This is a genomic window from Cloacibacterium sp. Arc13 (assembly GCF_041431305.1).
GTDB classification, from domain to species: Bacteria; Bacteroidota; Bacteroidia; order Flavobacteriales; family Weeksellaceae; genus Cloacibacterium; species Cloacibacterium caeni_B.
This window is the reverse complement of sequence record NZ_JASMRM010000004.1, coordinates 54,374-80,085: the sequence shown is the minus strand read 5'-3', so window position 1 is coordinate 80,085 and position 25,712 is coordinate 54,374. Positions and strand designations below refer to the sequence as shown.

Annotated in this window: 22 protein-coding genes; 14 read left to right on the top strand and 8 right to left on the bottom strand. The window is 33.4% G+C overall.

Annotated features, from left to right (window positions below; translation table 11 throughout):
- The first annotated feature begins 21 nt into the window (after window positions 1-21).
- The 4 genes from QO190_RS04910 (at window position 22) to apaG (ending at window position 5,155) form a co-directional block, all read left to right on the top strand.
- A complete protein-coding gene (locus tag QO190_RS04910; protein ID WP_371461771.1) occupies window positions 22-2,823 on the top strand; it encodes a 2-oxoglutarate dehydrogenase E1 component in 2,802 nt (933 codons plus the stop codon).
- A 3-nt stretch (window positions 2,824-2,826) separates the two neighbouring features.
- Complete coding sequence (locus tag QO190_RS04905) at window positions 2,827-3,420, top strand: hypothetical protein (protein ID WP_371461772.1); 594 nt, start codon at window positions 2,827-2,829, stop codon at window positions 3,418-3,420.
- Between the two features lie 13 nt (window positions 3,421-3,433).
- Window positions 3,434-4,660, top strand: a complete 1,227-nt coding sequence (gene odhB, locus QO190_RS04900) for a 2-oxoglutarate dehydrogenase complex dihydrolipoyllysine-residue succinyltransferase (RefSeq protein ID WP_371461774.1) — start codon at window positions 3,434-3,436, stop codon at window positions 4,658-4,660.
- Between the two features lie 108 nt (window positions 4,661-4,768).
- Entirely contained in the window at window positions 4,769-5,155 is a 387-nt protein-coding gene (gene apaG / locus QO190_RS04895; protein ID WP_069797320.1) for a Co2+/Mg2+ efflux protein ApaG, read from the top strand.
- 63 nt (window positions 5,156-5,218) lie between these two features.
- Here the strand turns inward: apaG and QO190_RS04890 are convergent, their stop codons facing one another.
- The 3 genes from QO190_RS04890 to QO190_RS04880 are packed head-to-tail and all read right to left on the bottom strand — an operon-like array spanning window position 5,219 to window position 7,654.
- The gene (locus QO190_RS04890; protein ID WP_371461776.1) at window positions 5,219-5,773 is read right to left on the bottom strand and encodes a 3'-5' exonuclease; all 555 of its coding nucleotides are present in this window, start codon (window positions 5,771-5,773) and stop codon (window positions 5,219-5,221) included.
- Window positions 5,774-5,795: 22 nt separating this feature from the next.
- Window positions 5,796-6,761 (bottom strand): glycosyltransferase family 2 protein, encoded by a 966-nt coding sequence (locus tag QO190_RS04885; protein WP_371461777.1) that lies wholly within the window; start codon window positions 6,759-6,761, stop codon window positions 5,796-5,798.
- A gap of 11 nt (window positions 6,762-6,772) precedes the next feature.
- Entirely contained in the window at window positions 6,773-7,654 is an 882-nt protein-coding gene (locus tag QO190_RS04880; protein ID WP_371461835.1) for a lysophospholipid acyltransferase family protein, read from the bottom strand.
- Window positions 7,655-7,713: 59 nt separating this feature from the next.
- On the opposite strand from QO190_RS04880, the gene QO190_RS04875 reads away from it, so the two are divergent.
- Both QO190_RS04875 and QO190_RS04870 read left to right on the top strand, forming a co-directional pair.
- Window positions 7,714-8,250, top strand: coding sequence for a thioredoxin family protein (locus QO190_RS04875; RefSeq protein WP_371461778.1), 537 nt, complete (start codon window positions 7,714-7,716; stop codon window positions 8,248-8,250).
- An 89-nt stretch (window positions 8,251-8,339) separates the two neighbouring features.
- A complete protein-coding gene (locus QO190_RS04870; protein WP_213189462.1) occupies window positions 8,340-8,921 on the top strand; it encodes a murein L,D-transpeptidase catalytic domain-containing protein in 582 nt (193 codons plus the stop codon).
- A 38-nt stretch (window positions 8,922-8,959) separates the two neighbouring features.
- Here QO190_RS04870 and QO190_RS04865 read toward each other — a convergent pair whose 3' ends face one another.
- Entirely contained in the window at window positions 8,960-10,321 is a 1,362-nt protein-coding gene (locus QO190_RS04865) for an aldehyde dehydrogenase (protein WP_371461779.1), read from the bottom strand.
- A 172-nt stretch (window positions 10,322-10,493) separates the two neighbouring features.
- Here QO190_RS04865 and QO190_RS04860 point away from each other — a divergent pair, with 172 nt between their 5' ends.
- From QO190_RS04860 to purF, 6 genes are all read left to right on the top strand, one after another.
- A complete protein-coding gene (locus QO190_RS04860) occupies window positions 10,494-11,300 on the top strand; it encodes an SDR family oxidoreductase (protein ID WP_371461780.1) in 807 nt (268 codons plus the stop codon).
- Window positions 11,301-11,434: 134 nt separating this feature from the next.
- Window positions 11,435-12,862 carry an adenylosuccinate lyase gene (gene purB, locus QO190_RS04855; RefSeq protein WP_274778910.1) on the top strand — a complete coding sequence of 476 codons (1,428 nt, stop codon included), beginning with the start codon at window positions 11,435-11,437 and terminating at the stop codon, window positions 12,860-12,862.
- Between the two features lie 70 nt (window positions 12,863-12,932).
- Window positions 12,933-16,628, top strand: coding sequence for a phosphoribosylformylglycinamidine synthase (locus QO190_RS04850; RefSeq protein ID WP_371461781.1), 3,696 nt, complete (start codon window positions 12,933-12,935; stop codon window positions 16,626-16,628).
- Window positions 16,629-16,761: 133 nt separating this feature from the next.
- Window positions 16,762-17,481, top strand: coding sequence for a phosphoribosylaminoimidazolesuccinocarboxamide synthase (gene purC, locus QO190_RS04845; RefSeq protein WP_371461782.1), 720 nt, complete (start codon window positions 16,762-16,764; stop codon window positions 17,479-17,481).
- A gap of 71 nt (window positions 17,482-17,552) precedes the next feature.
- On the top strand, window positions 17,553-17,900 hold the full coding sequence (locus QO190_RS04840; protein ID WP_069797306.1) for a four helix bundle protein: 348 nt from the start codon (window positions 17,553-17,555) through the stop codon (window positions 17,898-17,900).
- Complete coding sequence (gene purF, locus QO190_RS04835; RefSeq protein ID WP_213189457.1) at window positions 17,900-19,405, top strand: amidophosphoribosyltransferase; 1,506 nt, start codon at window positions 17,900-17,902, stop codon at window positions 19,403-19,405. The genes QO190_RS04840 and purF overlap by 1 nt, the downstream gene beginning before the upstream one ends.
- An 85-nt stretch (window positions 19,406-19,490) precedes the next feature.
- Here the strand turns inward: purF and QO190_RS04830 are convergent, their stop codons facing one another.
- From QO190_RS04830 to aroB, 3 genes are all read right to left on the bottom strand, one after another.
- Window positions 19,491-20,102, bottom strand: coding sequence for a porin family protein (locus QO190_RS04830; RefSeq protein ID WP_371461783.1), 612 nt, complete (start codon window positions 20,100-20,102; stop codon window positions 19,491-19,493).
- 158 nt (window positions 20,103-20,260) lie between these two features.
- Window positions 20,261-20,857, bottom strand: a complete 597-nt coding sequence (locus tag QO190_RS04825) for a porin family protein (protein WP_371461785.1) — start codon at window positions 20,855-20,857, stop codon at window positions 20,261-20,263.
- 328 nt (window positions 20,858-21,185) lie between these two features.
- On the bottom strand, window positions 21,186-22,229 hold the full coding sequence (gene aroB / locus QO190_RS04820; RefSeq protein WP_371461786.1) for a 3-dehydroquinate synthase: 1,044 nt from the start codon (window positions 22,227-22,229) through the stop codon (window positions 21,186-21,188).
- A gap of 183 nt (window positions 22,230-22,412) precedes the next feature.
- Between aroB and QO190_RS04815 the strand changes: the two genes are divergently transcribed.
- Window positions 22,413-23,582, top strand: coding sequence for a proline dehydrogenase family protein (locus QO190_RS04815; protein WP_371461787.1), 1,170 nt, complete (start codon window positions 22,413-22,415; stop codon window positions 23,580-23,582).
- A gap of 46 nt (window positions 23,583-23,628) precedes the next feature.
- On the opposite strand, the gene QO190_RS04810 is transcribed toward QO190_RS04815, so the two are convergent.
- Window positions 23,629-24,510: a helix-turn-helix domain-containing protein gene (locus QO190_RS04810; protein WP_371461788.1), complete on the bottom strand. Its 882-nt coding sequence runs from the start codon at window positions 24,508-24,510 to the stop codon at window positions 23,629-23,631.
- Window positions 24,511-24,643: 133 nt separating this feature from the next.
- On the opposite strand from QO190_RS04810, the gene QO190_RS04805 reads away from it, so the two are divergent.
- A complete protein-coding gene (locus tag QO190_RS04805) occupies window positions 24,644-25,699 on the top strand; it encodes an efflux RND transporter periplasmic adaptor subunit (RefSeq protein ID WP_371461789.1) in 1,056 nt (351 codons plus the stop codon).
- Window positions 25,700-25,712: the final 13 nt, after the last annotated feature.

Here is a 25,712-nt window from a genome sequence, read left to right as displayed (position 1 = left end):
TAACAAAGAAAAAGGCGGAAAATGGACAGATTTTCATTTCTAAATGCAGCACACTCTCAATTTATTGAAGATTTATATCAACAATATTTAAAGTACCCAGATTCTATAGAACCTTCGTGGAAATCATTTTTCCAAGGTTTTGATTTTGCACTAGCAAATTATAGTGATGATGAGGTTTCTATTACCCAATTAGCTTCTAATGTAGTCGCTACTGGGAATATTCCAGAAAATATTGAAAAAGAATTCAAGGTAATCAATTTAATTAATGATTACAGAAGACGTGGTCACTTGTTTACCAAGACCAATCCAGTACGTGAACGTAGAACATATTCTCCAGATTTATCGATAGAGAATTTTGGTTTATCTCAAGCAGATTTACAAACCAAATTTAATTCTGCTACAGAAGCTGGACTAAATGGTGCAGCTACACTTCAAGAAATCATCAATCATCTAGAAAAGGGATATTGTGATTCTATCGGGGTAGAATATATGCACATTCAGAGTGTAGAAGAGAAAAAATTCATCAGAGAATGGATTAATGTGAATGAAAATCACCCAACTCTTTCTGCAGCTGAGAAAAAAGAGATTTTACATAAACTAAATCAGGCAGTAGCTTTCGAAAACTACTTGCATACGAAATTCGTAGGTCAAAAACGTTTCTCTCTAGAAGGTGGGGAATCATTAATTCCTGCGCTAGACCAATTAATTTCTCGTTCTTCTCTTCATGGAGTAGATGAGGTAATTCTTGGGATGGCTCACAGAGGTAGATTAAATGTTTTAACCAATATTTTCCAGAAATCTTACAAGCAGATTTTCTCAGAATTCGAAGGAAAAGAATTTGAAGAGGATGTATTCTCTGGTGACGTGAAATATCACTTAGGTTCATCTAAAAAAATAACTACCGCTTCTGGTGAAGAAGTAAGAATTAACTTAGTTCCTAACCCTTCTCACTTAGAAACCGTAGCTTCTTTGGTTGGCGGAATTTCTAGAGCTAAAATAGACCATACTTACCAAGGTAATGCTAAAAAAGTATTGCCAATTGTTATCCATGGTGATGCTGCAATCGCAGGACAAGGAATTGTGTACGAAGTAGCACAAATGATGACGCTAGAAGGTTACAAAACAGGAGGAACGGTTCACATTGTAGTGAATAACCAAGTTGGTTTTACCACTAACTATCTAGATGCTCGTTCTTCTATTTACTGTACAGATATTGCTAAAGTGACTGATTCTCCAGTAATGCATGTAAATGCAGACGATGTAGAAGCAGTAGTTCACGCTATTAGATTTGCAGCAGATTATAGAGCACAGTTTGGTAAAGATGTATACATAGATTTATTAGGGTATAGAAAATATGGTCATAATGAAGGAGATGAACCAAGATTTACCCAACCTAGTTTATATAAAACCATTTCTAAACACCCTAATCCAAGAGAGATTTACAAGAAAAAACTCGTAGAAGAAGGTGTGGTTTCAGATGCTGTAATGTCTGAAATGGAAAAAGAATTTAAAAATTTATTAGACCAAAACTTTGATGAAGCTAAGGAAATCGAAAGAAATACGATGGCTATTTTCATGGAAGAGGACTGGAAAAATTATGCTTTATTAGGAAAACTTCAGCAAGTTTTAGAAAATTATAATACCACTTATGATGTAGAAAAGCTAAGAGAATTAGCCGTTAAAATTTCTACATTACCAGCAGATAAAAAATTCATCAATAAAATATCTAGATTATTCGATGCCAGAGTAAAAATGGTAGAAAATAATGCACTAGATTGGGCAATGGGTGAATTATTAGCGTATGGAACGCTTCTTACCGAAGGCAGCACCATTAGAATTTCTGGGGAAGACGTAGAAAGAGGTACTTTCTCTCATAGACATGCAGTGGTAAAAACAGAAGATAATGAAGAAGAATACGTTCCATTAAAACAAGTTTCTGATAATAAATTTGATATTTACAACTCTCACCTTTCAGAATACGGTGTTTTAGGTTTTGACTATGGTTATGCGATGGCTTCTCCTAATACTTTAACGATTTGGGAAGCGCAATTTGGAGATTTCGTAAATGGAGCTCAAATTATTATTGACCAATATTTAGTTGCAGCAGAAGAAAAATGGAAAATTCAGAACGGTTTGGTGATGCTTTTACCTCACGGTTTCGAAGGACAAGGAGCAGAACACTCTTCAGCAAGATTAGAAAGATTCCTCAACTTATGTGCAAACGGAAACATTATTGTAGCGAATTGTACTATACCTGCGAATTATTTCCACTTGTTAAGACGTCAGCAAAAATTCCCGTTCAGAAAACCTTTAGTGGTAATGACGCCTAAATCATTGCTTCGTCATCCAAGAGTAATTTCTACTGTAGAGGACTTAGCAAACGGAAGTTTCCAACCGGTAATTGATGATGCTACAGCTCAACCAGAAAAAGTAGAAAAATTAGTGTTCTGCTCTGGTAAATTGTACTATGAATTATTGGCAAAGAAAGAAGAATTAAATGACGATAAAGTTGCTTTGGTAAGAATTGAACAATTATATCCATTGAATCCAGAAATAATTCAAGGTATTTTCGATAAATATTCTAACAGAAAAGAATTTGTTTGGGCACAAGAAGAGCCAGAAAATATGGGAGCTTGGACGTATATGTTGCGTAATTTCCGTAACGAAAACATTCAAGTAATCGCTCCTGTTGCAAGTGGAACTCCAGCTCCTGGTACTCATAAAAAATTCGAGAAAAACCAAAAAGGAGTTATCAATAGAGTTTTCGGAGTAGCAGAAGAAAATGTAGATTTGGTAAGACCTATTACCACGGTAAATGACTAAATCATGAAAAAAATTATTTACATCTTATTATTGAGTTGGTCCATCGTTACTTTTGCGCAATCAAATGTAAAAGTAGTAGAAAATCAGTTCTTAGAGTATAATCAATTGATTGTAAAAAAAGATTTTTCTAAAGCATTAGACCAATATGCTCATGAAGGATTTTTGAAATTTGTGCCCAAAGAAACCATGGTGCTTATTTTTGATAAGATGTTTAATGATCCTAACATGAAATTTTCTTTGGAGGTTCCTACCATTTTAAAAGTGGAAGAATATCCTCAGAAAATACAAAATATATCTTATGCTAAAGTTTTTTACTCTCAAAAAATGAGTGTAGAATTAGCAGATGTGGTAAATGCAAAAGATGCCGAAGAAAAACAAAAGAATATCAATCTTTATTTAGGTGCTTTTAAATCACAATTTGGTGATGGAAATGTAGTTTTCAATGAAAAAAACAATCAATTTGAGGTTATGTCATACAAAATGGCAGTTGCCAACTCTAATGAAGGTAAAAATTGGAAATTTACAGTAGCCGAAAAACAACAAGTAGAACTCTTAAAACAATTTCTTCCAGAAGAAATACTCACTGATTTAAAATAAAAAAATACATACAATGTCAATACTAGAAATGAAAGTTCCTTCTCCAGGAGAATCAATCACAGAAGTAGAAATAGCAACTTGGTTGGTAAAAGACGGAGATTATGTAGAGAAAGATCAAGCAATTGCTGAAGTAGATTCAGACAAAGCTACACTAGAACTTCCAGCAGAACAAGCAGGGATTATTACCCTAAAAGCGGAAGAAGGAGAAGTAGTAAAAGTTGGTCAAGTCGTTTGTTTAATTGATATGAGCGGAGCTAAACCAGAAGGTGCAGTTGCACCAGTTGCAGAAGCTCCAAAAGCGGAAGAAGCTCCAAAAGTAGAGGCTCCAAAACCTGCTGCTGCTCCAGCTGCTACTTATGCTACCCATTCGCCATCTCCAGCTGCTAAGAAAATTCTTGACGAAAAAGGAATTGATGCTGCTGCAGTTTCAGGAACAGGTAGAGACGGAAGAATTACCAAGGAAGATGCATTGAATGCAACTCCTGGTGTACCAGCAATGGGTGTTTCTTCGGGGAACAGAGCTCAAACCACTACTAAACTTTCAGTTTTAAGAAGAAAATTGGCAGCAAGATTGGTTTCTGTGAAAAATGAAACAGCGATGTTAACTACCTTCAATGAAGTTGACATGTCTGAAATTTTCAGAATCAGAAAACAATACAAAGAAGAATTCGCTGCAAAACATGGAGTAGGTCTTGGTTTCATGTCTTTCTTTACCAAAGCGGTAACCAGAGCTTTACAGATGTATCCAGATGTAAACGCTATGATTGATGGAGATTATAAAATCAACAACGAATTCTGTGATATTTCTATCGCGGTTTCTGGTCCTAAAGGTTTAATGGTTCCTGTATTAAGAAATGCAGAAAACCTTACTTTAAGAGGAGTAGAAGCAAGTATTAAAGAACTAGCAACCAAAGTAAGAGATGGTAAAATCACCATCGAAGAAATGACAGGCGGTACATTTACCATTACCAATGGTGGTGTTTTCGGTTCTATGCTTTCTACACCAATTATCAATCCACCTCAATCTGCAATTTTAGGAATGCACAACATTATCGAAAGACCAGTTGCGGTAAATGGCAAAGTAGAAATCAGACCAATGATGTATTTAGCAGTTTCTTATGACCACAGAATTATTGATGGTAGAGAATCTGTAGGTTTCTTAGTTGCAGTGAAAGAAGCGCTAGACAATCCAGTAGAAATTCTAATGGGTGGCGACGAAAGAAAAGCGCTAGAACTTTAATTTCTTAGAAAATAAAGTCATAAATATTAAGTATTTATGAAATAAATAACTCCCGCTGATTTTTCGGCGGGATTTTTGTTATCTTTATTTCATCATAAAATTTTAAAAATGTATTCTTCAATTACTCAAAACATCAAAGTTTCTGTAATCCCAGAATATGATGTAAAAAATTCTTTTCCTGCAGACAATCGTTTTGTTTTCAGATACAATATCGTCATAGAAAATCTAGGAAATGATGCAGTAAAACTCATGAAAAGAAGATGGCTGATTTATGATGTAAGTTTCGGATTTACAGAAGTGATGGGAGATGGAGTCATCGGCATGACGCCAGAATTACAACCAGGAGAGTCTTTCAGCTACTTTTCTAATGTAATTTTGCGTTCAGGAGTAGGAAATATGCAAGGGAACTACATTTTTAAAAATTTAGAAACTTTAGAAACTTTTGAGTCTGATATTCCTAAATTTAATTTGGTTTCAGAAGTCCTTTGCAATTAGTTTTAAAATAAAAAATCAAGTAAAGAAGTCGGAGCTGGGGTTCTGACTTTTTTATTTTAGAAATTATAAAACTTTCAAATTTTTGCTAAAAAGTGCTGGTAATTCATCGTTTTCGGTAATCAAAAGTCTTTCAAAAGCCAATAAAGAAAGCTTTGCGCATACTTCTGCATCTGCACCAGCTCTGTGATGCGTAAATTGTATATCATGACAATTGGCGAGGTTTTTTAAACCATAACTTGTCAAATTTTTCCAAGATTTTTTGGCAATCTGTATGCTGCACAAATATTCTGTTTTAGGCTTGAAAATTCCATAATAATCAAGACAACTTCGCAAGACTCCAGCATCAAAAGAAGCATTGTGGGCAATCATAAGATTTCCATAGAGTAAATCTTCTATTTCGTACCATATTTCATCAAAAGTAGGAGCATGAGCCACGTCTTTTGGATAAATCCCATGAACATTGATGTTGTGTGGATTGAAATAAGGAAAACTCGGCGGTTTAATAAGCCAAGTTTTGGTTTCTACAATTTCAGAATTTTCTACCACGCAGATTCCTAATTCACACGCAGAGTTTCTCTCGTGAGTAGCCGTTTCGAAATCTAATGCAACAAAATTCATGAATGTTTTTTTTGAAATGATGTTAAAGAAAATGCTTGAAAATCAACCATTTACTTTGGTAATAGTCTTTAATTTGATTTTTGCTTCTTAATTTTAAACTTTCGGCAAACATTCCATAAAAACCAAAATGCGCTTTTAGTACGGCAATTAAGTGAGGAAATCCATCTTTCATCCCGAAATAAACCCCTGCAATTCCGTCTAAAACCAATCTTAATGGAATAATCCAAAAAAGACTAGAAGTAGGCAAATTTTTAAGAAGCATGGTCAAATTGTTTCTAAAATTAAGAAACGTTTTTTGTGGAGATTGCTTGTTAAGTGTTCCACCTCCAACATGATAAACGGTAGATTTTCCGCAATAATAAATTTTTCTTCCCGCATTTTTGAGACGCCAACATAAATCTATTTCTTCTTGATGGGCAAAAAATCTTTCATCAAAACCTTTCATCTTCCAGAAATCTGCTCTTCTGATGAATAATGCACAACCAGTTGCCCAAAAAATCTCTGTTTCATCATCATATTGTCCCAAATCTTCTTCTATCGTTTCGAAAACTCTCCCTCTACAATACGGATAACCAAGATGATCAATCATTCCACCAGCTGCACCCGCAAATTCAAAATATTTAGAATTTTTAAAAGCTCTAATTTTAGGCTGTATTGCAGCAATATCAGGATTTTTCTCAAAAAGTTCTAGAATAGGTGTAATCCAATTTTCGGTCACTTCTACATCAGAATTTAGCAAACAGTAGATTTCTTCTTTTATGTGTTGTAAACCTTCGTTATAACCACCAGCAAAGCCAGAATTTTTAGCATTGATGATGATTTTTACCGTTGGGAAATATTTTTCTACAAAAGCAACGGAATCATCTGTAGAAGCGTTGTCTATTACATAAACTGTAGCTTCGTCAGAATATTCTAACACATTGGGTAAGAATTTTTCTAACCATTTTTTTCCGTTCCAGTTCAGTATTGCGATGGCTACTAATGGCATATTTTTAGTATTTATTCATCAAAATGCTTAATTGCATCTTTGTATTTCCATCTTCTGTGACTCCAGAGCCAATTGTCTGGATTTTTATTAATGGTTTTTTCTAAATTTTGATGAAATTTTTTCACCACTTCATAAGGTTCAAATTTTTGATTAGTAGGGGTAATTTCGTGGTAAGTAACTCTATAGTGCCCTCTTTTAATCTTCTCCATCTCACAATACACAAACGTTACATTCATTCTACCAGAAAGTCTGTCGTAACCTACAAAAACAGGTGTTTTTTGATTTAAAAACCAGATTCCAAAATTCACCATAGAAATATGAGGAGTTTGGTCTGCTACAAACATATAAACAGAGTTTCCATCATTTGGATTTCTAAGAATATGTTTCATAACATCATCTGCTTCTATAGCTTCATTGCCGTATCTGCCTCTAATTTTTTTTATTTTTTCTTCCCAAAATTGGCTTTGCATTTTTCGGTAAATAGGGAAGCATTTTTCTTGAGGAATAAGCGTAGCCAAAGAATTAAACCATTCCCAATTGAAAACATGCCCAGAAAGAAGCATTACATTTTTTTGTTTTTTGTGAGATTCTTCAAAGATTTCTAAATTTACATGTTCAAGTTTTTTGTGCAAGACATCATCAGAGATGGAAAATGCTTTTAGAGTTTCTACAATGTAATCAGAAAAATTATGATAGAATTTTTTTGAGATTTTTTTTATTTCTTGATCTGATTTTTCGGGGAAAGAATTTTTCAGGTTTTCTAGTACTACTTTTTTTCTGTATCTTATAACATAATAGAGAATGAAGAATATAAAATCTGATATAAAATACAAGATTTTAAAGGGTAGTTTGGATAAAAGGAAAATTATTTGGAATAATATTTGGTTCACAATTCAAAATTAATTTGCAAATTTACAAAATCAATTTAAGTTAATGAATAAAAAAGTAAAATATGAAGAAAATATTATTAAATTTAGCTTTTTTGGGACTGTTTTTGCCTGTTATTTCTAATGCGCAAACTACATCTGAAGCAGATGCTGCAAAATTAGAAGCTAAGAAAAAAGCTGAGGCAGAAAAAGCTTCTTATGCAAAACCTTATAATGATGCCGAAAATGCCGAAAAGAAAATTGCAGAATTGGTAAAAAAAGCCAAAAAAGAGAATAAAAACATCATGCTACAAGCAGGAGGAAATTGGTGTATTTGGTGTTTGAGATTCAATAATTTCGTGCAAACTACCCCAGAATTAAAGAATCTGGTAGACGAAAACTACATTTATTATCACCTCAATTATTCTCCGAAAAATAAAAACGAGAAGATTTTTGCACAATACGGAAATCCAGGTGAGAAATATGGTTATCCTGTTTTTATAGTTTTAGATAAAAATGGAAAGCAAATTCATACACAAGAAAGCGGTTCGTTGGAAGAAGGAAAAGGCTACAGCTTAGAAAAAGTAAAAGCATTCTTCGAAGCTTGGAAACCTAAAAAGTAATAAAAAAAGAGTTGAATTTTTTCAACTCTTTTTTTTATGAAGAAAAACAATATTTTTGTTTTAAAAAAGTTACTACATAAACTAAACCCATGAAAAACATTCTTTTCCTCTTTTTGTTTATATTGTTTTCTTGTGAGACAAAATCTCAACAAAATTCTAAAGCCAATAATAATTTACCAAATTACAGAATTTCGCAAGTCAAAAACTACATTAAAGGAAAGGATTATAATCAGGATATAGCTATTTTTATCAATTTTAGAATTCCTTCTAATAGATTTAGATTTTTCATTTATGATCTTAAAAATAATAAGGTTTTAGATAAGGCCATTGTTTCTCATGGTTCTGGTTCAGTGATTAAAGGTTCTAAAGAACTTAAATTTAGCAACATAGAAAACTCTTATAAATCTTCTTTAGGTAAATATGTCATCATGAATTCTTATGTGGGAACTTTTGGTAAATCTTATCGTTTAAAAGGATTGGATAAAACCAACAGCAATGCTTTAAAAAGAGCAATCGTTTTGCATTCTTACCATTGTATACCGGATACAGAAACTCAGAATCCTGCATGTTTAAGTTTAGGTTGTCCTATGTTATCTCCTCAATTTTTTAAAATTACAGCAAATTATATTGACCGTTCTGAAAAGAAAATTTTACTGTACGCTTTTTATTAATAAAATCTGCTTAATCTGCCCAATCAGCGAGAAAATTCTTACAATAATTTTTTCAAAATATTGAGCTTAGCATCAGAATAAGGAGGATATTTCAATTCTGGTTCCAAATAATTAGATTTTTTGAGAATTGCTTTTTGATGAGAAAATGCTATAAATCCAAATTTCCCATGATAATGCCCGATTCCAGAATTTCCTACACCTCCAAATGGAAGTCTGTCATTGCTCAAATGCATCAAAGTATCATTGATACAGCCACCTCCAAAACTCAATTTCTCGGTAAAAAGTTCTTGTTCTTTAGTGTCATTGCTGAATAAATAAGCAGAAAGCGGTTTTTCACCTTCCACTACGGTTTGCATGGCAGTTTCTAGATTTTTATACGTCAAAATCGGTAAAATCGGTCCGAAAATTTCCTCTTGCATTACTGCATCATCACAAGTTACGTGGTCTAAAACAGTAGGAGAGATGTATCTTTTTTCACGGTTGGTTTCGCCACCGAAAACCACTTTTTCGCGGTCAATCATCTTTTCTAATCGGTCAAAATTCCTCTCGTTGATGATTTTACAATAATGATCTACATTATCAGTATAGTTTCTTTTTTTAATTTCTTCGATGAGAACTTTTAAAAATTTCGCTTTGATTTTTTCTGCAACATACAGATAATCAGGTGCAACGCAAGTTTGTCCCGCATTGATGAATTTTCCCCAAACAATTCTTCTTGCTGCAATTTGTAAATCAGCTTTTTCGGTCACAAAAGCTGGAGATTTTCCGCCCAATTCTAAAGTTACTGGCGTTAAATGTTCTGCGGCAGCTTTGTAAACGATTTTTCCAACTCGCGGACTTCCCGTGAAAAATATTTTGTCAAATCTAAGTTTTAAAATCGCTGTGGTTTCTTCTACACCGCCTTCTAACACGTATAAAAATTTTGCATCAAAATTTTCATTGATGAGTTTCGCCATCGCTTTCATCGTGTTTTCAGGAAGTTCGCTGGGTTTAATCATACAAGTGTTTCCAGCGGCAATTGCAGCTATTACAGGCGTTAAAGTCAATTGATAAGGATAATTCCACGCACCGATAATCAAACAGTTTCCAAGCGGTTCAAACACGATTTTGCTGCTTCCCATTTGGTTCACAATATTGGTGAGAACACTTTTAGGCTTGGCAAAAGATTTTAAATTTTTTAAGTAATAGTCGATGTCTTTATAAATAAAAGAAATTTCGGTGCCGAAAGTTTCAAATTCAGACTTCCCGAAATCTTGATAAATGGCATCATACAGTAATTTTTCATTGCTTTTGACTACTTTTTTCAGTTTTTGCAATTGTGCTTTTCTGAAATCTAAATCTTTGGTAGCGTGACTGTTAAAAAAAGTTTTCTGTTGTTGTAAAATATCAGCGTAATTCATTATTTTAGACATTGATTTTCACAAAGATAAAATAAACTGTATATTTTCTAAGGAATATTTTTTAAGTTTCAAAAAGACTTTATGTGAGAAATAATAGTTTTTAGAATTTTAAAGAAAACGAATGCTTTTCTGAAGTATCTTATCCCTTTGAATAAAAGAAAAATTAATTGATATGGATTTTAAAAATAAAAAAGTACTGATTACGGGTGGTTGCTCTGGAATTGGTAAAATCATGGCAAGAAAATCTTTGGAAAGAGGAGCCTCCAATTTGATTATTTGGGATATTAATGAAGAAGGTTTAGCCAAAACCAAAGAAGAATTTGCAAAATTTGGGAAAGAAATTTCTACGTATAAAGTAGATGTTTCTAACTTAGATGAAATCAAAATCGCTGCACAAAGAGTAAGAACAGAAGTGGGGAAGGTAGATATTCTCATCAATAATGCTGGAATTGTAGTAGGGAAATATTTCCATGAACATACCCACGAACAAATTCAGAAATCTCTATTGATTAATGCCAATGCTTTAATGCACATCGCACTAGAATTTTTACCTGAGATGATGAAAGAAAATTCTGGAGCTATTTGTAACATCGCTTCTTCAGCGGGATTGATTTCTAATCCTAAAATGTCTGTTTACGCAGCTTCAAAATGGGCAGTAAACGGTTGGAGTGATTCTTTGCGATTAGAAATGCAACAACTGGGTAAAAATATTTCTGTCACTACGATTATGCCTTTTTATATCAACACAGGAATGTTTGACGGAGTTAAATCTAAATTACTTCCGATTCTGGAACCAGAACCAACTTCAGAAAGAATTATCAAAGCCATAGAAAAAGGAACCAAGATTTTGGCAATGCCACTTCCTTATTGGTTTATCCGTTTTTCGCAAGGAATTTTACCAATTCCAGCCTTTGATTGGGTGATGAAAAACGTCTTTGGAATTTATGATACCATGAAGGATTTTACGGGTAGAAAATAAATACGAAACGCAGGAATTTTTCCTGCGTTTTTTGTTGAAAGTTAATTAAATGTTAATTTTCTTTAAATAAATTGGTGCCAAAAGCATTATTATTGTATTTTTGAGCATCTAAAAAAAGTAAAAAAAGACCTTCGATGAATTCTTACAAAAATCCATTAGAAGAGCGCTATTCTAGTGAAGAAATGCTCTTCAATTTCTCACCTAATCAGAAATTTAGAACTTGGAGAAAACTGTGGATTGCGCTCGCAGAAATTGAAAAAGACCTCGGTTTAGACATTACCGATGAGCAAATTGCTCAGCTCAAAGAACATTCAGAAAACATAGATTTCGAAAAAGCAGCACACTACGAAAAGAAGTTTCGTCATGATGTGATGGCGCATGTTCATACTTACGGAGATGTTGCTCCATTAGCTAAACCAATCATTCATTTAGGTGCAACTTCGGCATTTGTAGGAGATAATACAGACCTTATTCAAATTAGAGACGGACTGCAAATTATCAGAAAACAATTGGTGAATGTGATTAAAAATCTTTCTGATTTTTCACTTCAATATAAAGATTTGCCAACGCTTGGTTTCACACACTTTCAACCAGCACAGTTAACTACGGTTGGGAAACGTGCTACGCTTTGGTTGCAATCTTTACTTCTGGATTTAGAAGAATTAGAATTTTTCCTCGAAACATTAAGATTTAGAGGCGTAAAAGGAACTACAGGAACTGCAGCAAGCTTTTTAGAGCTTTTTAACGGAGATTACTCTAAAGTGAAACATTTAGACAAAGAATTGTCAAAACGTTTTGGTTTTGAGAAAGTTTTCGGAGTTTCTGGTCAAACTTACGATAGAAAAATTGATGCAAAAGTTTTGGCGTTATTGTCAAATATTGCACAATCTGCTCATAAATTCACCAACGATTTAAGACTTTTACAGAATTTAAAAGAAATAGAAGAACCTTTTGAGAAAAATCAAATCGGTTCATCTGCAATGGCTTACAAACGTAATCCGATGCGTTCTGAAAGAATTTCTGCATTAGCAAAATATGTGATGTCATTGCAAAATTCATCTGCAATGGTAGCAGCTACACAATGGTTCGAAAGAACTTTAGACGATTCTGCAAATAAAAGATTAACGATTCCGCAAGCGTTTTTAGCAGTTGATGCTATTTTGTTGATTTGGAATAACATTATGAACGGAATCGTAGTGTACGAAAACAGAATTCATAAACATATTATGGAAGAACTTCCGTTTATGGCGACAGAATACATCATCATGGAGGAAGTAAAAGCGGGTGGTGACCGACAGGAAATTCACGAAGTAATACGCGTTCATTCTATGGAAGCCTCGAAAAAGGTTAAAATGGAGGGCAAAGAAAATGACTTAATCGAAAGGATTATGAATGACGACTCCCTGAAATTAGACAAGTCGAAATTGAAAGAGGTTCTAGACCCTAAAAATTTCATCGGCTTCGCACCTATCCAAACCGAGGAATTTGTTCAGCAAGAAATTCAACCTGTTTTGGAAAAATACGCCGACTTAATTGGCTTAGAATCAGAACTAAAAGTATAAATTTGTGCAGCGTTGTCGCTGCACTTTTTGTTTGAAAAGTAATAAATCTAATATTTAAATCTGACATCTGATGTCTCATAAAAAAAGAATTTTCGTAGAAAAAAGAGGAATTTTCGATGTAGAAAGTCCTAAAGTTTTAAATGAAATTAAATCTATTTTGCCAAACATTCAATCGGTGAAAGTCTTTAATATCTATGATATTTTTGGCTTAGACGAATCGGAATTTGAAAAAGTAGTCAACAATACTTTTGTAGATCCAGTGGTGGATATTTTGCATCATGAAAATCCAGCAAAATCCATTTATTTTGCAACAGAATTTCTTCCTGGGCAATATGATCAAAGAGCAGATTCTGCACAGCAATGTATCGCCTTACTCACTGGAAATGAGAAATCTACCGTAAGAAGTGGTAAACTGATTGAATTACAAGGAATCAATGAGGCTGATTTGCCTAAAATCAAAAATCTTCTTATCAATAAGGTAGAATCACAAGAAAAAAATCTTGAAATTTTAGAAATTCCAGCGGAAGAAACTCCAGATAAAATCAAAATTTATCACGATTTTAACGATTTAACAACTCAACAACTTAACGATTTTTACAACAATCACGGTTTCGCGTTTGGTTTTGATGATTTGCAGTTCATTCAAGACTATTTTAAATCAGAAAACAGGAATCCTACCGAAACAGAACTGAAAGTTTTGGATACTTATTGGAGTGATCATTGTCGTCATACTACTTTTGAAACGGAACTCACTGATATTCAATTCGAAGGAAAGTTCAAGGAGACTTTAGAGAACATCTTCAATGATTATTTAGAAAAAAGAAAATTCTTGGGCAGAGAAGCAAAACCTATTTCTTTGATGGATTTGGCTACGGTTTGCGCAAGATATTTCCATAAAACAGGCAAGTTAGAAAATCTAGTCGTTTCAGATGAAATAAATGCTTGTACTATAGAAATTGAAGCAGAATTTGACGGTAAAAAAGAACCGTGGTATCTGTTGTTCAAAAACGAGACGCACAATCACCCTACAGAAATTGAACCTTTTGGTGGCGCTTCTACTTGTTTGGGTGGTGCAATTAGAGATCCTTTGTCTGGAAGAGCGTTTGTTTTTCAAGCGATGCGTTTAACTGGCGCCGGAAATGTTTTGGAACCAATTTCTGAAACTTTACCTAGTAAATTACCACAAAGAACCATTTCTAAACAAGCGGCAAATGGTTATTCTTCTTATGGAAACCAAATTGGTTTGGCTACAACTCACGTTTCTGAAATTTATGACGAAGGTTATAAAGCGAAGAGAATGGAAGTTGGTTTCGTTACGGGTGCTGTTCCAAAAGATTGGGTGAGAAGAGAAAAGCCAGCAGTTGGCGATGTGGTAATTGTTTTGGGCGGAGCAACTGGAAGAGATGGAGTTGGCGGAGCAACGGGAAGTTCTAAAGAACAAGACGAAACTTCTATACATACCATGAGTTCTGAAGTGCAAAAAGGAAATGCGGTGGAAGAACGTAAAATTCAAAGATTGTTCAGAAATCCTGAAGTAACGAAATTGATTAAAAAATCTAACGATTTTGGAGCGGGTGGAGTTTCTGTTGCAATTGGAGAAATTGCTGATTCACTGGAAATTAACCTCGATGTTTTACCTTTGAAATATGAAGGTTTGAATGGAACAGAACTCGCGATTTCGGAATCTCAAGAAAGAATGGCAGTAGTGATTGAAGCCCACGAAAAAGAAAAATTTATCAGATTCTGTGAAGCAGAAAATATAAAAGCCGTTGAAGTTGCAAAAGTTACCGATTCTGGAAGAATGCAAATGTTCTGGAATGGACAAAAAATTGTGGATCTCAGCAGAGCATTTCTCGATACAAGCGGTTGCGCAAAGAAACAAGATGCTAAAGTTGCTCATTTACAAGAAATTAACTCAAGTTCTATTGAATTTAGTGAAGAGAATTTCTACAAAATTTTAGCAGATAAAAATACGGCATCTCAAAAAGGATTAGTCGAAATGTTTGATTCTACAGTGGGTGCAACTACAGTTACGCTTCCTTTTGGAGGAAAATATCAAACAACCGAAGCTGAAGGTTGTGTGCAAATATTACCTATTCTCAATGCTGAAAACATAGAAACGGTTTCTTATGCAAGTTGGGGTTTTGATGCCGAAATTTCCAAGCAAAATTCTATGATTGGGGCAAGTTTAGCAGTGGTAGAATCTGTGGCTAAAATCGTCGCAATGGGCGGTAATTTTAGAAATATCAGACTAAGTTTTCAGGAATATTTTGAAAAATTAGGCAATAATCCAGAAAAATGGGGGAAACCTTTAGCATCACTTTTGGGAGCTTATGATGCCCAAATGAACCTTGGTTTAGCGGCAATTGGTGGTAAGGATTCTATGAGTGGGACGTATCAAGATATCAACGTTCCGCCAACCTTAATTTCATTCGCTTGTGCTGATGGAAAAAAATTAAACACCATTTCTCCTGAGTTTAAAAAGGCTGGAAACTTCATTTATCATTTCCATCACAAAACTCAAGAAAATGGATTGCCAAATTACGAAAATTTAATCGAAGTTTTTGACTATATTCATCAAGGGATTCAGGACAAAAAAATCGTTTCTGTGAAAACCATTAAAGATGGAGGAGTTGCAGTAGCGGTTGCAAAAATGAGTTTTGGAAATCTTTTAGGAGCTGAAATTTCTATCGATGAAAAATTCCTACTCGAAAAAAATATCGGTGGATTAGTAATAGAATCTACAGAAAAATTAGACAGTGATTTACTTCAATTAATAGGTGAGGTTAAAAATTCAAAAATAATCAAAATCAATAATTTAGATTTTGAAATCAATAAATTACTTGAAGTAAATTCTGGAACATTTGAAAGTTTGTTTCCAACTAAAGAAAAAGAAAGAATTCAAATTGATTTTGACGAAAATCTAAATGGAACAGAGAAAAAATCTATCAATATTATTTCTCATAGAATTGGAACACCTAGAGTTTTTGCTCCAATTTTCCCTGGAACCAATTGTGAGTACGAAACACAAAATGCTTTCAGAAAAGAAGGTGCATTAGTAGAGAGTTTACCACTGAAAAATTTAACCCATCAATTGCTCGATGAAAGTATAGAATCTTGGGTAGAAAAAATTAAACAGTCGCAAATTCTAGTGTTTTCAGGAGGCTTTTCGGCAGGTGATGAACCAGATGGTTCGGCTAAATTTATTGTGAATGTTTTGAAGAATGAAAAGATGAAAAATGCGATTCACGAATTGCTTTCCAGAGACGGAATGATTTTGGGAATTTGCAACGGTTTTCAGGCTTTGGTAAAATCTGGTTTGCTTCCTTACGGTGAAATCAGAGATTTAGATGACACATCGCCAACTTTAGCGCACAATGCTATTGGAAGACACATTTCTCAGATGGTAGATGTAAAAGTTATCAATGATGATTCACCTTGGTTAAAGGGAATGAAAGGCGAGGTTTATACCATCCCGATTTCTCACGGTGAAGGTAGATTTATGGCTTCGGAAGAAGTATTGCTGGATTTGTACAAAAAAGGTCAGATTGCTACGCAATACATTGATACTTATGGAAACGTTGTGCACGGAATGCCATTTAATCCTAATCAATCGTTGTTTGGAATTGAAGGAATTACAAGCGAAAGTGGTAAAATTTTTGGAAGAATGGGGCATCCAGAACGTTTTGCAGATGGTTTGTTCAAAAACATTCCTACCGCAAATTATCATAATATTTTCAGAAACGGAGTAGAATATTTTAGGTAAGGATAAGTCGAGACTTGTCTCGAAATCGCAGATTTTCAAATAATATTAAAGGAGAGTCGCAGAGCGACGAACGATTTTTAAAGGTTGGAATTTATTCCAACAAAATAGGATAAATAATAAAAATCTCAATAAAATGAATAAAGGTGAAATGCTTTACGAAGGAAAAGCAAAACAAGTTTTCGCAACAGAAAATCCAGAAGAAGTAATTGTAAAATTCAAAGACGATGCCACAGCTTTTAATGCTCAAAAACGTGGAAGTTTCGATTTGAAAGGCGAAATGAACAACGCTATTACTACACTTATTTTTGAATATTTACAAGAGAAAGGAATCCCAACTCACTTCATCAAACAATTGAATGAAAGAGAGCAGTTGGTAAGAAAAGTGAGCATTATTCCGCTAGAAATGGTGGTGAGAAATTATGCGGCAGGAAGTATGGCGCAAAGGTTAGGAGTAGAAGAAGGCATAAAATCTCCAGTGACTATTTTTGATATTTGCTACAAAAAAGACGAATTGGGCGATCCTTTGATTAATGATTATCATGCCATTTTCCTGGGAGCTGCTACCAAAGAAGAGTTGGGCGAAATGTATGCTTTAACCAATAAAATCAATGAGTTACTGAAAGAATTGTTCGATAAGATGAATATTATTTTGGTAGATTTCAAAATCGAATTAGGAAAAACATCTGATGGTAAAATTATTCTAGCAGACGAAATTTCTCCAGATACTTGCAGACTTTGGGATAAAGATACCATGAAAAAACTCGATAAAGATAGATTCAGACGTGATTTGGGCGAAGTTACTGAAGCGTATGTAGAAATCTATGAAAGATTGAAAAAAGCTCTAGGAAAGTAATTGGTATCTAGTAATTAGTAATTGGTATCTAGTAATTGGTATTTAGTATTAAGTTTTAAAAAATAAATTTTATGCACAATTATAAAAAACTGAATGTATGGATTTCATCAATTTCCCTTGTTAAAAATATATATAATTTAACCAGAAAATTTCCGAAGGAAGAAATGTTTGTTTTGACTCAACAATTAAGAAGAGCTGCAATTTCAATTCCTTCTAATATTGCTGAAGGTGCGGGTAGGAATTCAAACGCTCAGTTTAAGAATTTTTTACAAATTTCAATTGGTTCTTGTTTTGAAGTAGAAACTCAATTAATTATTTCAAAAGAATTAGAATACATTTCAGAAGAAGAACTAGAGACCATTTCTAAAGAATTAGATTCAATAATGAAAATGAATCATAATCTCCAAAAAACGTTGTAATGAAATTAGAATTTCAAAATTATTCAACTATATCCAAATATGCTTTTGAAAATCGTTATAATGATTTTCAAAATACCAAATACCAAATACCAAATACCAATTACCCATTTGATAAAATGGAAGAAGAATGTGGAATTTTTGGTTTGTATTCTGATAATGAGGTAGATACGTTCTCGCTTTCGCAGTTCGGGTTGTTTGCTTTGCAACATCGCGGTCAAGAAGCTTGCGGAATTTCTGTTTCTTCTCAAGGTAAAATTATTACGGTAAAAGATGAAGGTTTGGTGTTGGATGTTTTTAAAACCATTCCAAATCCTGAAGCATTATTGGGAAATGCAGTGATTGGTCATACTCGTTATACCACAGCTGGAGATAAAAAAACCTATAATTTTCAGCCATTTTTTGCAAAAAATGAGTACGACCAAATTATTTTGTCGATTGCTCATAATGGTAATTTGACCAATGCGCAAGAACTCAAAGCAGAATTAGAAGCGGAAGGTGTAGTTTTTAAAGCAACTTCAGATTCTGAGGTGATATTGAGATTGATTCAGAAAAATCTGGATTTAGGATTGCGTGGTGCGATAAAAGCAACCATGGAAAAAATAGAAGGCGCTTATTCCGTTGTAGGAATGACCAGAAATAAATTTTTTGCGTTCAGAGATTTTCACGGAATTCGTCCTTTGGTTTTAGGAGCGATTGATGAAAAAACTTTCGTTTGTGCTTCGGAAACTTGTGCATTAGATGCTGTAGGAGCGCAATATGTAAGAGATATTCTTCCTGGTGAAATTGTTTATACTTCTGAGCATCACGAAGGTTTACAGAGTTTCTTGGTTAAAGAAAATTGCGAAAGAAGAATCTGTGCTTTTGAATATATTTATTTTGCAAGACCTGATACTACTTTAGAAGGGATTAATGTACATGAAATCAGAGAAAAGTCTGGCGAAAAAATTTGGGAACAAGCTCCTGTAAAAGCAGATGTGGTCATTGGGGTTCCAGATTCTGGAGTTCCTGCTGCAATTGGCTATTCTAAAGCTTCTGGAATACCATTTAGACCAGTTTTAATTAAAAACAGATACATCGCGAGAAGTTTCATTGTTCCGTCTCAGGAAATGAGAGAAAGAGTAGTGAATTTGAAACTGAATCCTATTGTTGCTGAAATCAAAGGCAAGTCAGTGGTCATTATTGATGATTCTATTGTAAGAGGAACAACTTCTAAACGATTGGTGAAAATTTTAAGAGACAGTGGAGCGAAAGAAATTCATTTCAGAAGTGTTTCTCCACCAATTATTGCACCATGTTTCTTAGGAATTGATACGCCGAAAAAAGACGATTTAATCGCCGCAAATATGTCTGTGGAAGAATTAAAAGATTATTTGGGAGTAGACAGTTTAGAATTTTTGAGCATTGATAATTTAAAAGTGATTTTAGGTTCTTCTGACCATTGTTTCGGTTGTTTTACAGAAAAATATCCTGTAAGCAAGCCAAAAGAAACGCATTTGTTTGATTAGTTTTAAATCTAAAAAAATAGAAAAACTCGAGAATTTCTCGAGTTTTTTGGTAAAGATAGGTTGTATGTATGAAAGTGTTAGTGTTCTAGAAATCAAAGTTAAGACCTACTTGCAAATTATTATTTTTAGAATTGCTTAAGAAATAATCGGTTACGTTTCCATCTTTTCCAATTCCAGTTAAACCGAATGTATAACGAGCATTGATGCCTAAATTTTCATTGATTTTAAGTCCAGCGCCAACTCCAGCTCCTACATTAAATCGGTTTAAGTAATCCATATTAATGTTGGTAGAAGGTGTGATAATGGTGTTTAAACTTTGGTTTGCCGAAAGCATGTAGCTAAATTCTGGTCCAACTTCTAAATATAAATTACTTGGCAAATTATACTGCAACATAATCGGTAATGATAAGTAATCTAACTTGGTTGTAGTAGAAACCTGACCAACAATTCCTCCAAAATCATATAAATCTGTTTTTGCTCCCAATTGGTTGTACACCAATTCTGGTTTGATGCTGTAAGATTCTGTAATCGGGAAAGTAGCAGTTACACCTGCATATAATCCAGTTTTCATTTTCGTGTCTACTGCGGTAGAGGTATTAGAAATGTCAGATAAGTTAAGACCTGCTTTTACTCCAAATTGTTGAGCAAAAGAAAGTGAACTTGCTAAAACGGTTAATCCCAAAAATATTTTTTTCATAATCTTTTATTTTTCTTAATTAAATAATTGTTTAATGTTTTCATATTTCCAAAGAGCATGCCAAAAATTGAACTGAATTTTTAAGTTGCTGATTTATAATACTAAAAAAGCCGAAGAATGATCTTCGGCTTTTATTTTTTTCATCAAGTGTTCTTTCATTAGAACTTTATATTTAAACCAACTTGAAAAGCATTGTTTTTATTTTTCGCGTCAGTTGAAGGTCCTGATTCTTTAGTGATATCACTGAAACCAGCTACATATCTTGCATTAAGACCTACATTTTGAGAAATGTCAAACCCTAAACCTAAACCAACTCCCATGTTGAAACTATTGAAGTCTTCTTTATCCAATTCTGTTACTGTTGAAGAAGAACCATTGTCAAATTTTTGTTTAGCGTTTACTAAAAATCCAAATTCTGGACCTGCTTCTAAATAAAACTGTGGAGTAGCTTTATATTGGAACATCACTGGAACTGCTACGTAATCTAAATTAAGGGTAGAAGAATAAGTAGTTCCTAATACGGTAGAAGATACTTTAGAACCTAAATTGTTATATAAAACTTCTGGTTGAATGCTGAATGATTCTGATACTGGAACGTTCATGAAAACACCTGCGTAGTAACCTACTTTTGATTTAGTGTCATCAAATCCTTCGTCTGAAATAGATGAAACGTTCATACCTGCTTTTGCTCCGAATTGCTGTGCAAATGTTAATGAGCTTACTGCTACTGCAGCGGTTAAAAATAATTTTTTCATAATTTTAAATTTTTTGTTCTTATTAATTTCTAATTTCTAATTTCTAATTTTTAAGTTTTATGTTTTGTCTTTGCAAAGTTTCAATTTTTGTAAAAGCTTCTTGTTATAAAATTTTAAACAATTGTTTCAAAATTTTTGCTCCACATTTGTAAGCTTTATTAAAACTGAAAAGTTGTTCAGATTTCTAAGGCAAAGTTGTAGCATTTCTTAAAATTTTATTTTACAAAATTTTCATTGTTTTTTACAGAATTCCATAAAAAAAGTTTGGCCAAAGCCAAACTTTCAAATATGTTGCCAAAAAACCTTTTGTTAAAGGGTTTTTATTATGCTATGCATTAATATTTCTGTAGTAATCTAAAGCTTGTTCTATGTGCTGTTGACTTACTTTGTAGTCATAGTTGCATTTGCCTAAACCTTCTAGAATAGAGAAATTAATCTTTCCATGGTCATTCTTTTTGTCATTGAGCATCAGTGAGATAATCTCTTCATTGCTAAATGCAGAAATCGAAATATATGGATAGTATTTTTGAATATTTTCAATAATGTGTTGTGCTTTTTCTGGCGAAATAAGATTCTCTAACTCCGAAATTTTAGTTTCGATAATCATTCCCAGCGCTACCGCTTCTCCATGTGGAATGACGTGGTGTGTTTTTAGGCAAAGGCTTTCTACAGCGTGACCAATAGTGTGACCAAAGTTTAATATTTTTCTAAGACTTTTTTCTTTGTAATCTTTCACTACCACATTTTCTTTAATCATCATAGAATTTTCGATATGCGGAGCAATGTTTTCGGGTGTAAGTTCTTCTATGGTAATGAGATCATTCCAGTGAGAAACATCTGCAATTAAACCATGTTTCAGCATTTCTGCAAAACCACTTCTTAACTCTACAAAGTCCAGCGTTTTTAAAAATTCTGGATAAACCAAAATATGCTCTGCTTCTGCAAAAGTTCCTACAATATTTTTAAGATATTGGTGGTCTATTCCTGTTTTTCCTCCAATAGAAGCATCACACATTGCTAGAAGAGTAGTGGGAATATTGATGAAAGAAATTCCTCTCTTATAAGTAGAAGCTACGAAACCGCCCAAATCAGTAATCACGCCACCTCCTAAATTGAGAAGTAATGATTTCCTGTCCGCTTCAAAATCTGATAAAATCTCCCAAAGTTGAACAACGGTAGAAATATTTTTAGCATCTTCTCCTGATTCTATTTCTATAATTTCAAAGTGAATATCGGTGTCTAGATTTCCTAAAAGTGTAGGAAGGCAATGTTGATGAGTGTTTTCGTCTACCAATATAAAAATCTGACTAGGATTTTTTTCTTGTATAAACGTGTTAAGTGCCGAAAATTCTGAGTCTAAAATAGAAAGCATGCTAAAAATTTTTGCAAAAATAACAATAAAAAGCACACCAAATTTTTGGTGTGCCGTGATTTTTGTCTTGTATAAAAAAATTATTCTATACAAATGTTTAATTATTAGACCTGTAAAAATCATTTAACTTATATTTTAGTAATTGCATAACAATCATTAAATTTGGGCGTCAAATAATTATATATGTCAATTTTCAACGATACTAAAATTGCTTTTGCTGAAAAGTCAACAGCGCAACTAGAAAAAGCCAAGTGGATGTTTACCGCTATTAAATATCCAAGTCTTACGAATGTGGGAATTAACGTTTTGAATTTCACCATTAAAAACAATTTTCCTTTGGTAACAGATTTAGTGAAAACTACACTGTTTGAGCAATTCTGTGGTGGCGAAACTCGTGAACAGAGCATGAAAGTGGTAGATAAAATGTTTACGCATCATGTAGGAAGCATTTTTGATTATGCCATCGAAGGAAAAGAAGAAGAAGCGGCTTTTGATATAACTTGCGAAGAAATTAAAGAAAACATAAAATTTGCAATAGGCAATCCTGCCATTCCTTTTGTGGTTTTTAAACCAACAGGTTTTGGTAGATTAGACTTGTATGCAGATGTTTCAGCGGGAAAAGAATTGACCAGTTCCGAGAAAGAAGAATGGCAACGTGTAAGAAATCGTTATGAAGAAGTTTGTAAAATGGCGTATGATAATAAGGTAATTCTGATGATTGATGCAGAAGAATCTTGGATGCAAGATGCAGTAGATCGTCTAGTAAACGAAATGATGGAGAAATACAACAAAGAGAAAGCCTACATCTGGAATACGATCCAAATGTACAGAACGGGAAGATTAGAATACATGGCTCAAGATTTAGAGCGTGCAAAATCTAAAAACTATTTCTTGGGATATAAATTTGTTCGTGGTGCATACATGGAAAAAGAAAGAGAACGCGCTGCGGAAAAGAACTACCCAGACCCAATTCAGCCAACAAAAGAAGCTACGGATGATAATTATAATGCAGCAGTAGATTTTGTATTGGAAAATTTAGATAGGGTAGCAGCATTTTTTGGGACGCATAACGAGAAATCTACAGAATTGGCGATGGACAAAATGCAAGCCAAAGGTTTACCTCATGACCACGAAAATATCCATTTCGGTCAGTTGTACGGAATGAGTGATAACATTACCTATTACCTTGGCGAGAAAAAATACAATGTAACCAAGTATTTACCTTACGGTCCAGTAAAAGATGTAGTGCCTTATCTTACCAGAAGAGCACAAGAAAATACATCAGTTGCTGGACAAACAGGCAGAGAGCTTTCACTCCTTAAGAAAGAATTACAACGAAGAAAAGGAAATTAATTTTTTAGCTGCCAAAGAATAACGGTTACATCTTTTTTATAGAAACTTACATATTTCTGTATTGTAAAGGTGTAATGCCTGTTCTTCTTTTAAAAAAAGTTCCGAAAAATGAAGGGTTAAGAAAATTGAACTCTTCTGAAATTTGTTGTACAGATTGATTGGAGCATTTTAATGCTGCTTTTATTCCCATAATAACCATTTCGTCTATTAAATCTGAAGCATTCTTTTTGCTCGTCTGTTTTACGATTTTAGAAAAATATTTAGGTGTGACATTGAGTTTGTCAGCATAAAATTTTATACTTCGTTCTTTTTTATAGTTAATGAAAAGAAGTGTATAAAAATTCTTATAAAGTGTTTCTTGGCGATTTTTGAATTTTATTTCAGATGAAATTTTATCCTGATAGAAATCTACGACCATATAGCATAAGGCATATAAGAGGTTTTTTGTTACTTCGCTTTTATGCAGTTTTTGCTTGGTGCAATGGTAAGCTAACACTGAGTATAAATCCGAAATCTCTTGAAAATCATCGTCTTTTAAAATTAAACTCGGAGAATTATTGAATATTTCCCCAATATTAGTTATATCTTTTGTTAAAGGTAAATCAGCAACCACATCATATTGAAAAAGTAAAATATCTAATTCTAAATTTTCTCCATACTCCAGCATTTCTACTATATAATTTGGTGTTAATATAATAACTGCGTTTTTTGATATTGTAACTTCATCCAGATTAATTCGTATGCGCGCATCTCCGTTTCTAACAAGCAATAGGGTTATTTCCTCAACAAAATATGGACTGTTAGGCGTTTTTAAACTCTCCTTTACAAGAAAAGCTTCTCTAGATATTGCAATACCATTCTTGTCCGAAATAAGTTCTATTTCTTTTTCTAAAGTAGCTGTCGAAATAATATTGAATGAGTGTTCCATATATTGTTTTAATTACAAAATTACTAAAAAAGCGGATAAATGAACATTTTTATAGGGAATAAGAAACACGTTTTTTTGTAAATAAAAATCAACTTTGCAAATTATTTGTATAACATAAATTTTATTATTAAAAATGAAAAACAAAAAAAATATCGCAAAATATGCACTAGTATTTTTTCTTCCTATTGTTATCAATTCTTGCTCTGATAAGGATGAAAATGAAAGTGCTTTGGAAGTGAGCAAAGTAAAAATCATAAATGTAGGAAAAAACGCAGAAGATATACGTAACGAATATATAGGAACCGTGGAAAGCAGTAATACAGTAGATGTAAGCTTTCTAACAACAGGAACTATTGAACAATTGTATTTTAGAGAAGGGCAGAACGTGAAAAAAGGACAGTTGATGGCAAAACTTAATACCACTACACTAAATAGTGCCTATTCAGCTTCCGTTTCTACCTTGAAACAAGCTCAGGATGCCTACAGCAGAATGAACGAAATGTACAATAAAGAAAGCCTTCCAGAGATTAAGCTCATTGATGTTAAAACCAAACTTGCCCAAGCTCAATCTGCGGAAATTATGGCTAAAAAGAGTTTAAATGACTCTTATCTTTATGCTCCAGAATCTGGTGTCATCAGTAAGAAAAATTACGAAAATGGGATGAATGTAGTCTTAGGAGCTACAGTTTATACCATTATGAACATTAATAGTGTTGATATTAATATTCCAGTTCCAGAAGGTGAGGTTTCTAATTTCGATAGAGGACAGTATTGTGATATTAATGTTACAGCATTAGGCAATAAAAGTTTCCGAGGACAGATTATAGAAAAAGGGGTTTCGGCTAATCCTATTTCGCACACCTATGATATTAAAGTAAGAATTTCAAATTCTAATTTTAGTTTAATGCCTGGTATGGTAGTTAAAGCTTATTTTGATAATCCATCACAAGATAATCAAAGTGATGCTAAAATAGTTGTCCCTTTAAAATATGTTCTTCTTGATTATCCTAGCAAAAGATTTGTTTGGATAGTAGATAAAAATAATAAAGCCCAAAGAAAAGAGGTGGTTTTAGGAGAATTATTAGGGAATAATGTGGAAATAATTTCAGGCTTGCACCAAGGTGATAAGGTGGTTGCCGATGGTTATCAAAATATAAGTTCCGGAAGTGTAGTTTCTGTTATTAAATAATCTAAAGTTTTTA

Bases quoted from the DNA above. Each gene is read 5' to 3' on its own strand.
- QO190_RS04910 (WP_371461771.1), top strand. From the start codon at position 22: ATGGACAGATTTTCATTTCTAAATGCAGCACACTCTCAATTTATTGAA.
- QO190_RS04905 (WP_371461772.1), top strand. From the start codon at position 2,827: ATGAAAAAAATTATTTACATCTTATTATTGAGTTGGTCCATCGTTACT.
- odhB (WP_371461774.1), top strand. From the start codon at position 3,434: ATGTCAATACTAGAAATGAAAGTTCCTTCTCCAGGAGAATCAATCACA.
- apaG (WP_069797320.1), top strand. From the start codon at position 4,769: ATGTATTCTTCAATTACTCAAAACATCAAAGTTTCTGTAATCCCAGAA.
- QO190_RS04890 (WP_371461776.1), bottom strand. From the start codon at position 5,773: ATGAATTTTGTTGCATTAGATTTCGAAACGGCTACTCACGAGAGAAAC.
- QO190_RS04885 (WP_371461777.1), bottom strand. From the start codon at position 6,761: ATGCCATTAGTAGCCATCGCAATACTGAACTGGAACGGAAAAAAATGG.
- QO190_RS04875 (WP_371461778.1), top strand. From the start codon at position 7,714: ATGAAGAAAATATTATTAAATTTAGCTTTTTTGGGACTGTTTTTGCCT.
- QO190_RS04870 (WP_213189462.1), top strand. From the start codon at position 8,340: ATGAAAAACATTCTTTTCCTCTTTTTGTTTATATTGTTTTCTTGTGAG.
- QO190_RS04865 (WP_371461779.1), bottom strand. From the start codon at position 10,321: ATGAATTACGCTGATATTTTACAACAACAGAAAACTTTTTTTAACAGT.
- QO190_RS04860 (WP_371461780.1), top strand. From the start codon at position 10,494: ATGGATTTTAAAAATAAAAAAGTACTGATTACGGGTGGTTGCTCTGGA.
- purB (WP_274778910.1), top strand. From the start codon at position 11,435: ATGAATTCTTACAAAAATCCATTAGAAGAGCGCTATTCTAGTGAAGAA.
- QO190_RS04850 (WP_371461781.1), top strand. From the start codon at position 12,933: ATGTCTCATAAAAAAAGAATTTTCGTAGAAAAAAGAGGAATTTTCGAT.
- purC (WP_371461782.1), top strand. From the start codon at position 16,762: ATGAATAAAGGTGAAATGCTTTACGAAGGAAAAGCAAAACAAGTTTTC.
- QO190_RS04840 (WP_069797306.1), top strand. From the start codon at position 17,553: ATGCACAATTATAAAAAACTGAATGTATGGATTTCATCAATTTCCCTT.
- purF (WP_213189457.1), top strand. From the start codon at position 17,900: ATGAAATTAGAATTTCAAAATTATTCAACTATATCCAAATATGCTTTT.
- QO190_RS04830 (WP_371461783.1), bottom strand. From the start codon at position 20,102: ATGAAAAAAATATTTTTGGGATTAACCGTTTTAGCAAGTTCACTTTCT.
- QO190_RS04825 (WP_371461785.1), bottom strand. From the start codon at position 20,857: ATGAAAAAATTATTTTTAACCGCTGCAGTAGCAGTAAGCTCATTAACA.
- aroB (WP_371461786.1), bottom strand. From the start codon at position 22,229: ATGCTTTCTATTTTAGACTCAGAATTTTCGGCACTTAACACGTTTATA.
- QO190_RS04815 (WP_371461787.1), top strand. From the start codon at position 22,413: ATGTCAATTTTCAACGATACTAAAATTGCTTTTGCTGAAAAGTCAACA.
- QO190_RS04810 (WP_371461788.1), bottom strand. From the start codon at position 24,510: ATGGAACACTCATTCAATATTATTTCGACAGCTACTTTAGAAAAAGAA.
- QO190_RS04805 (WP_371461789.1), top strand. From the start codon at position 24,644: ATGAAAAACAAAAAAAATATCGCAAAATATGCACTAGTATTTTTTCTT.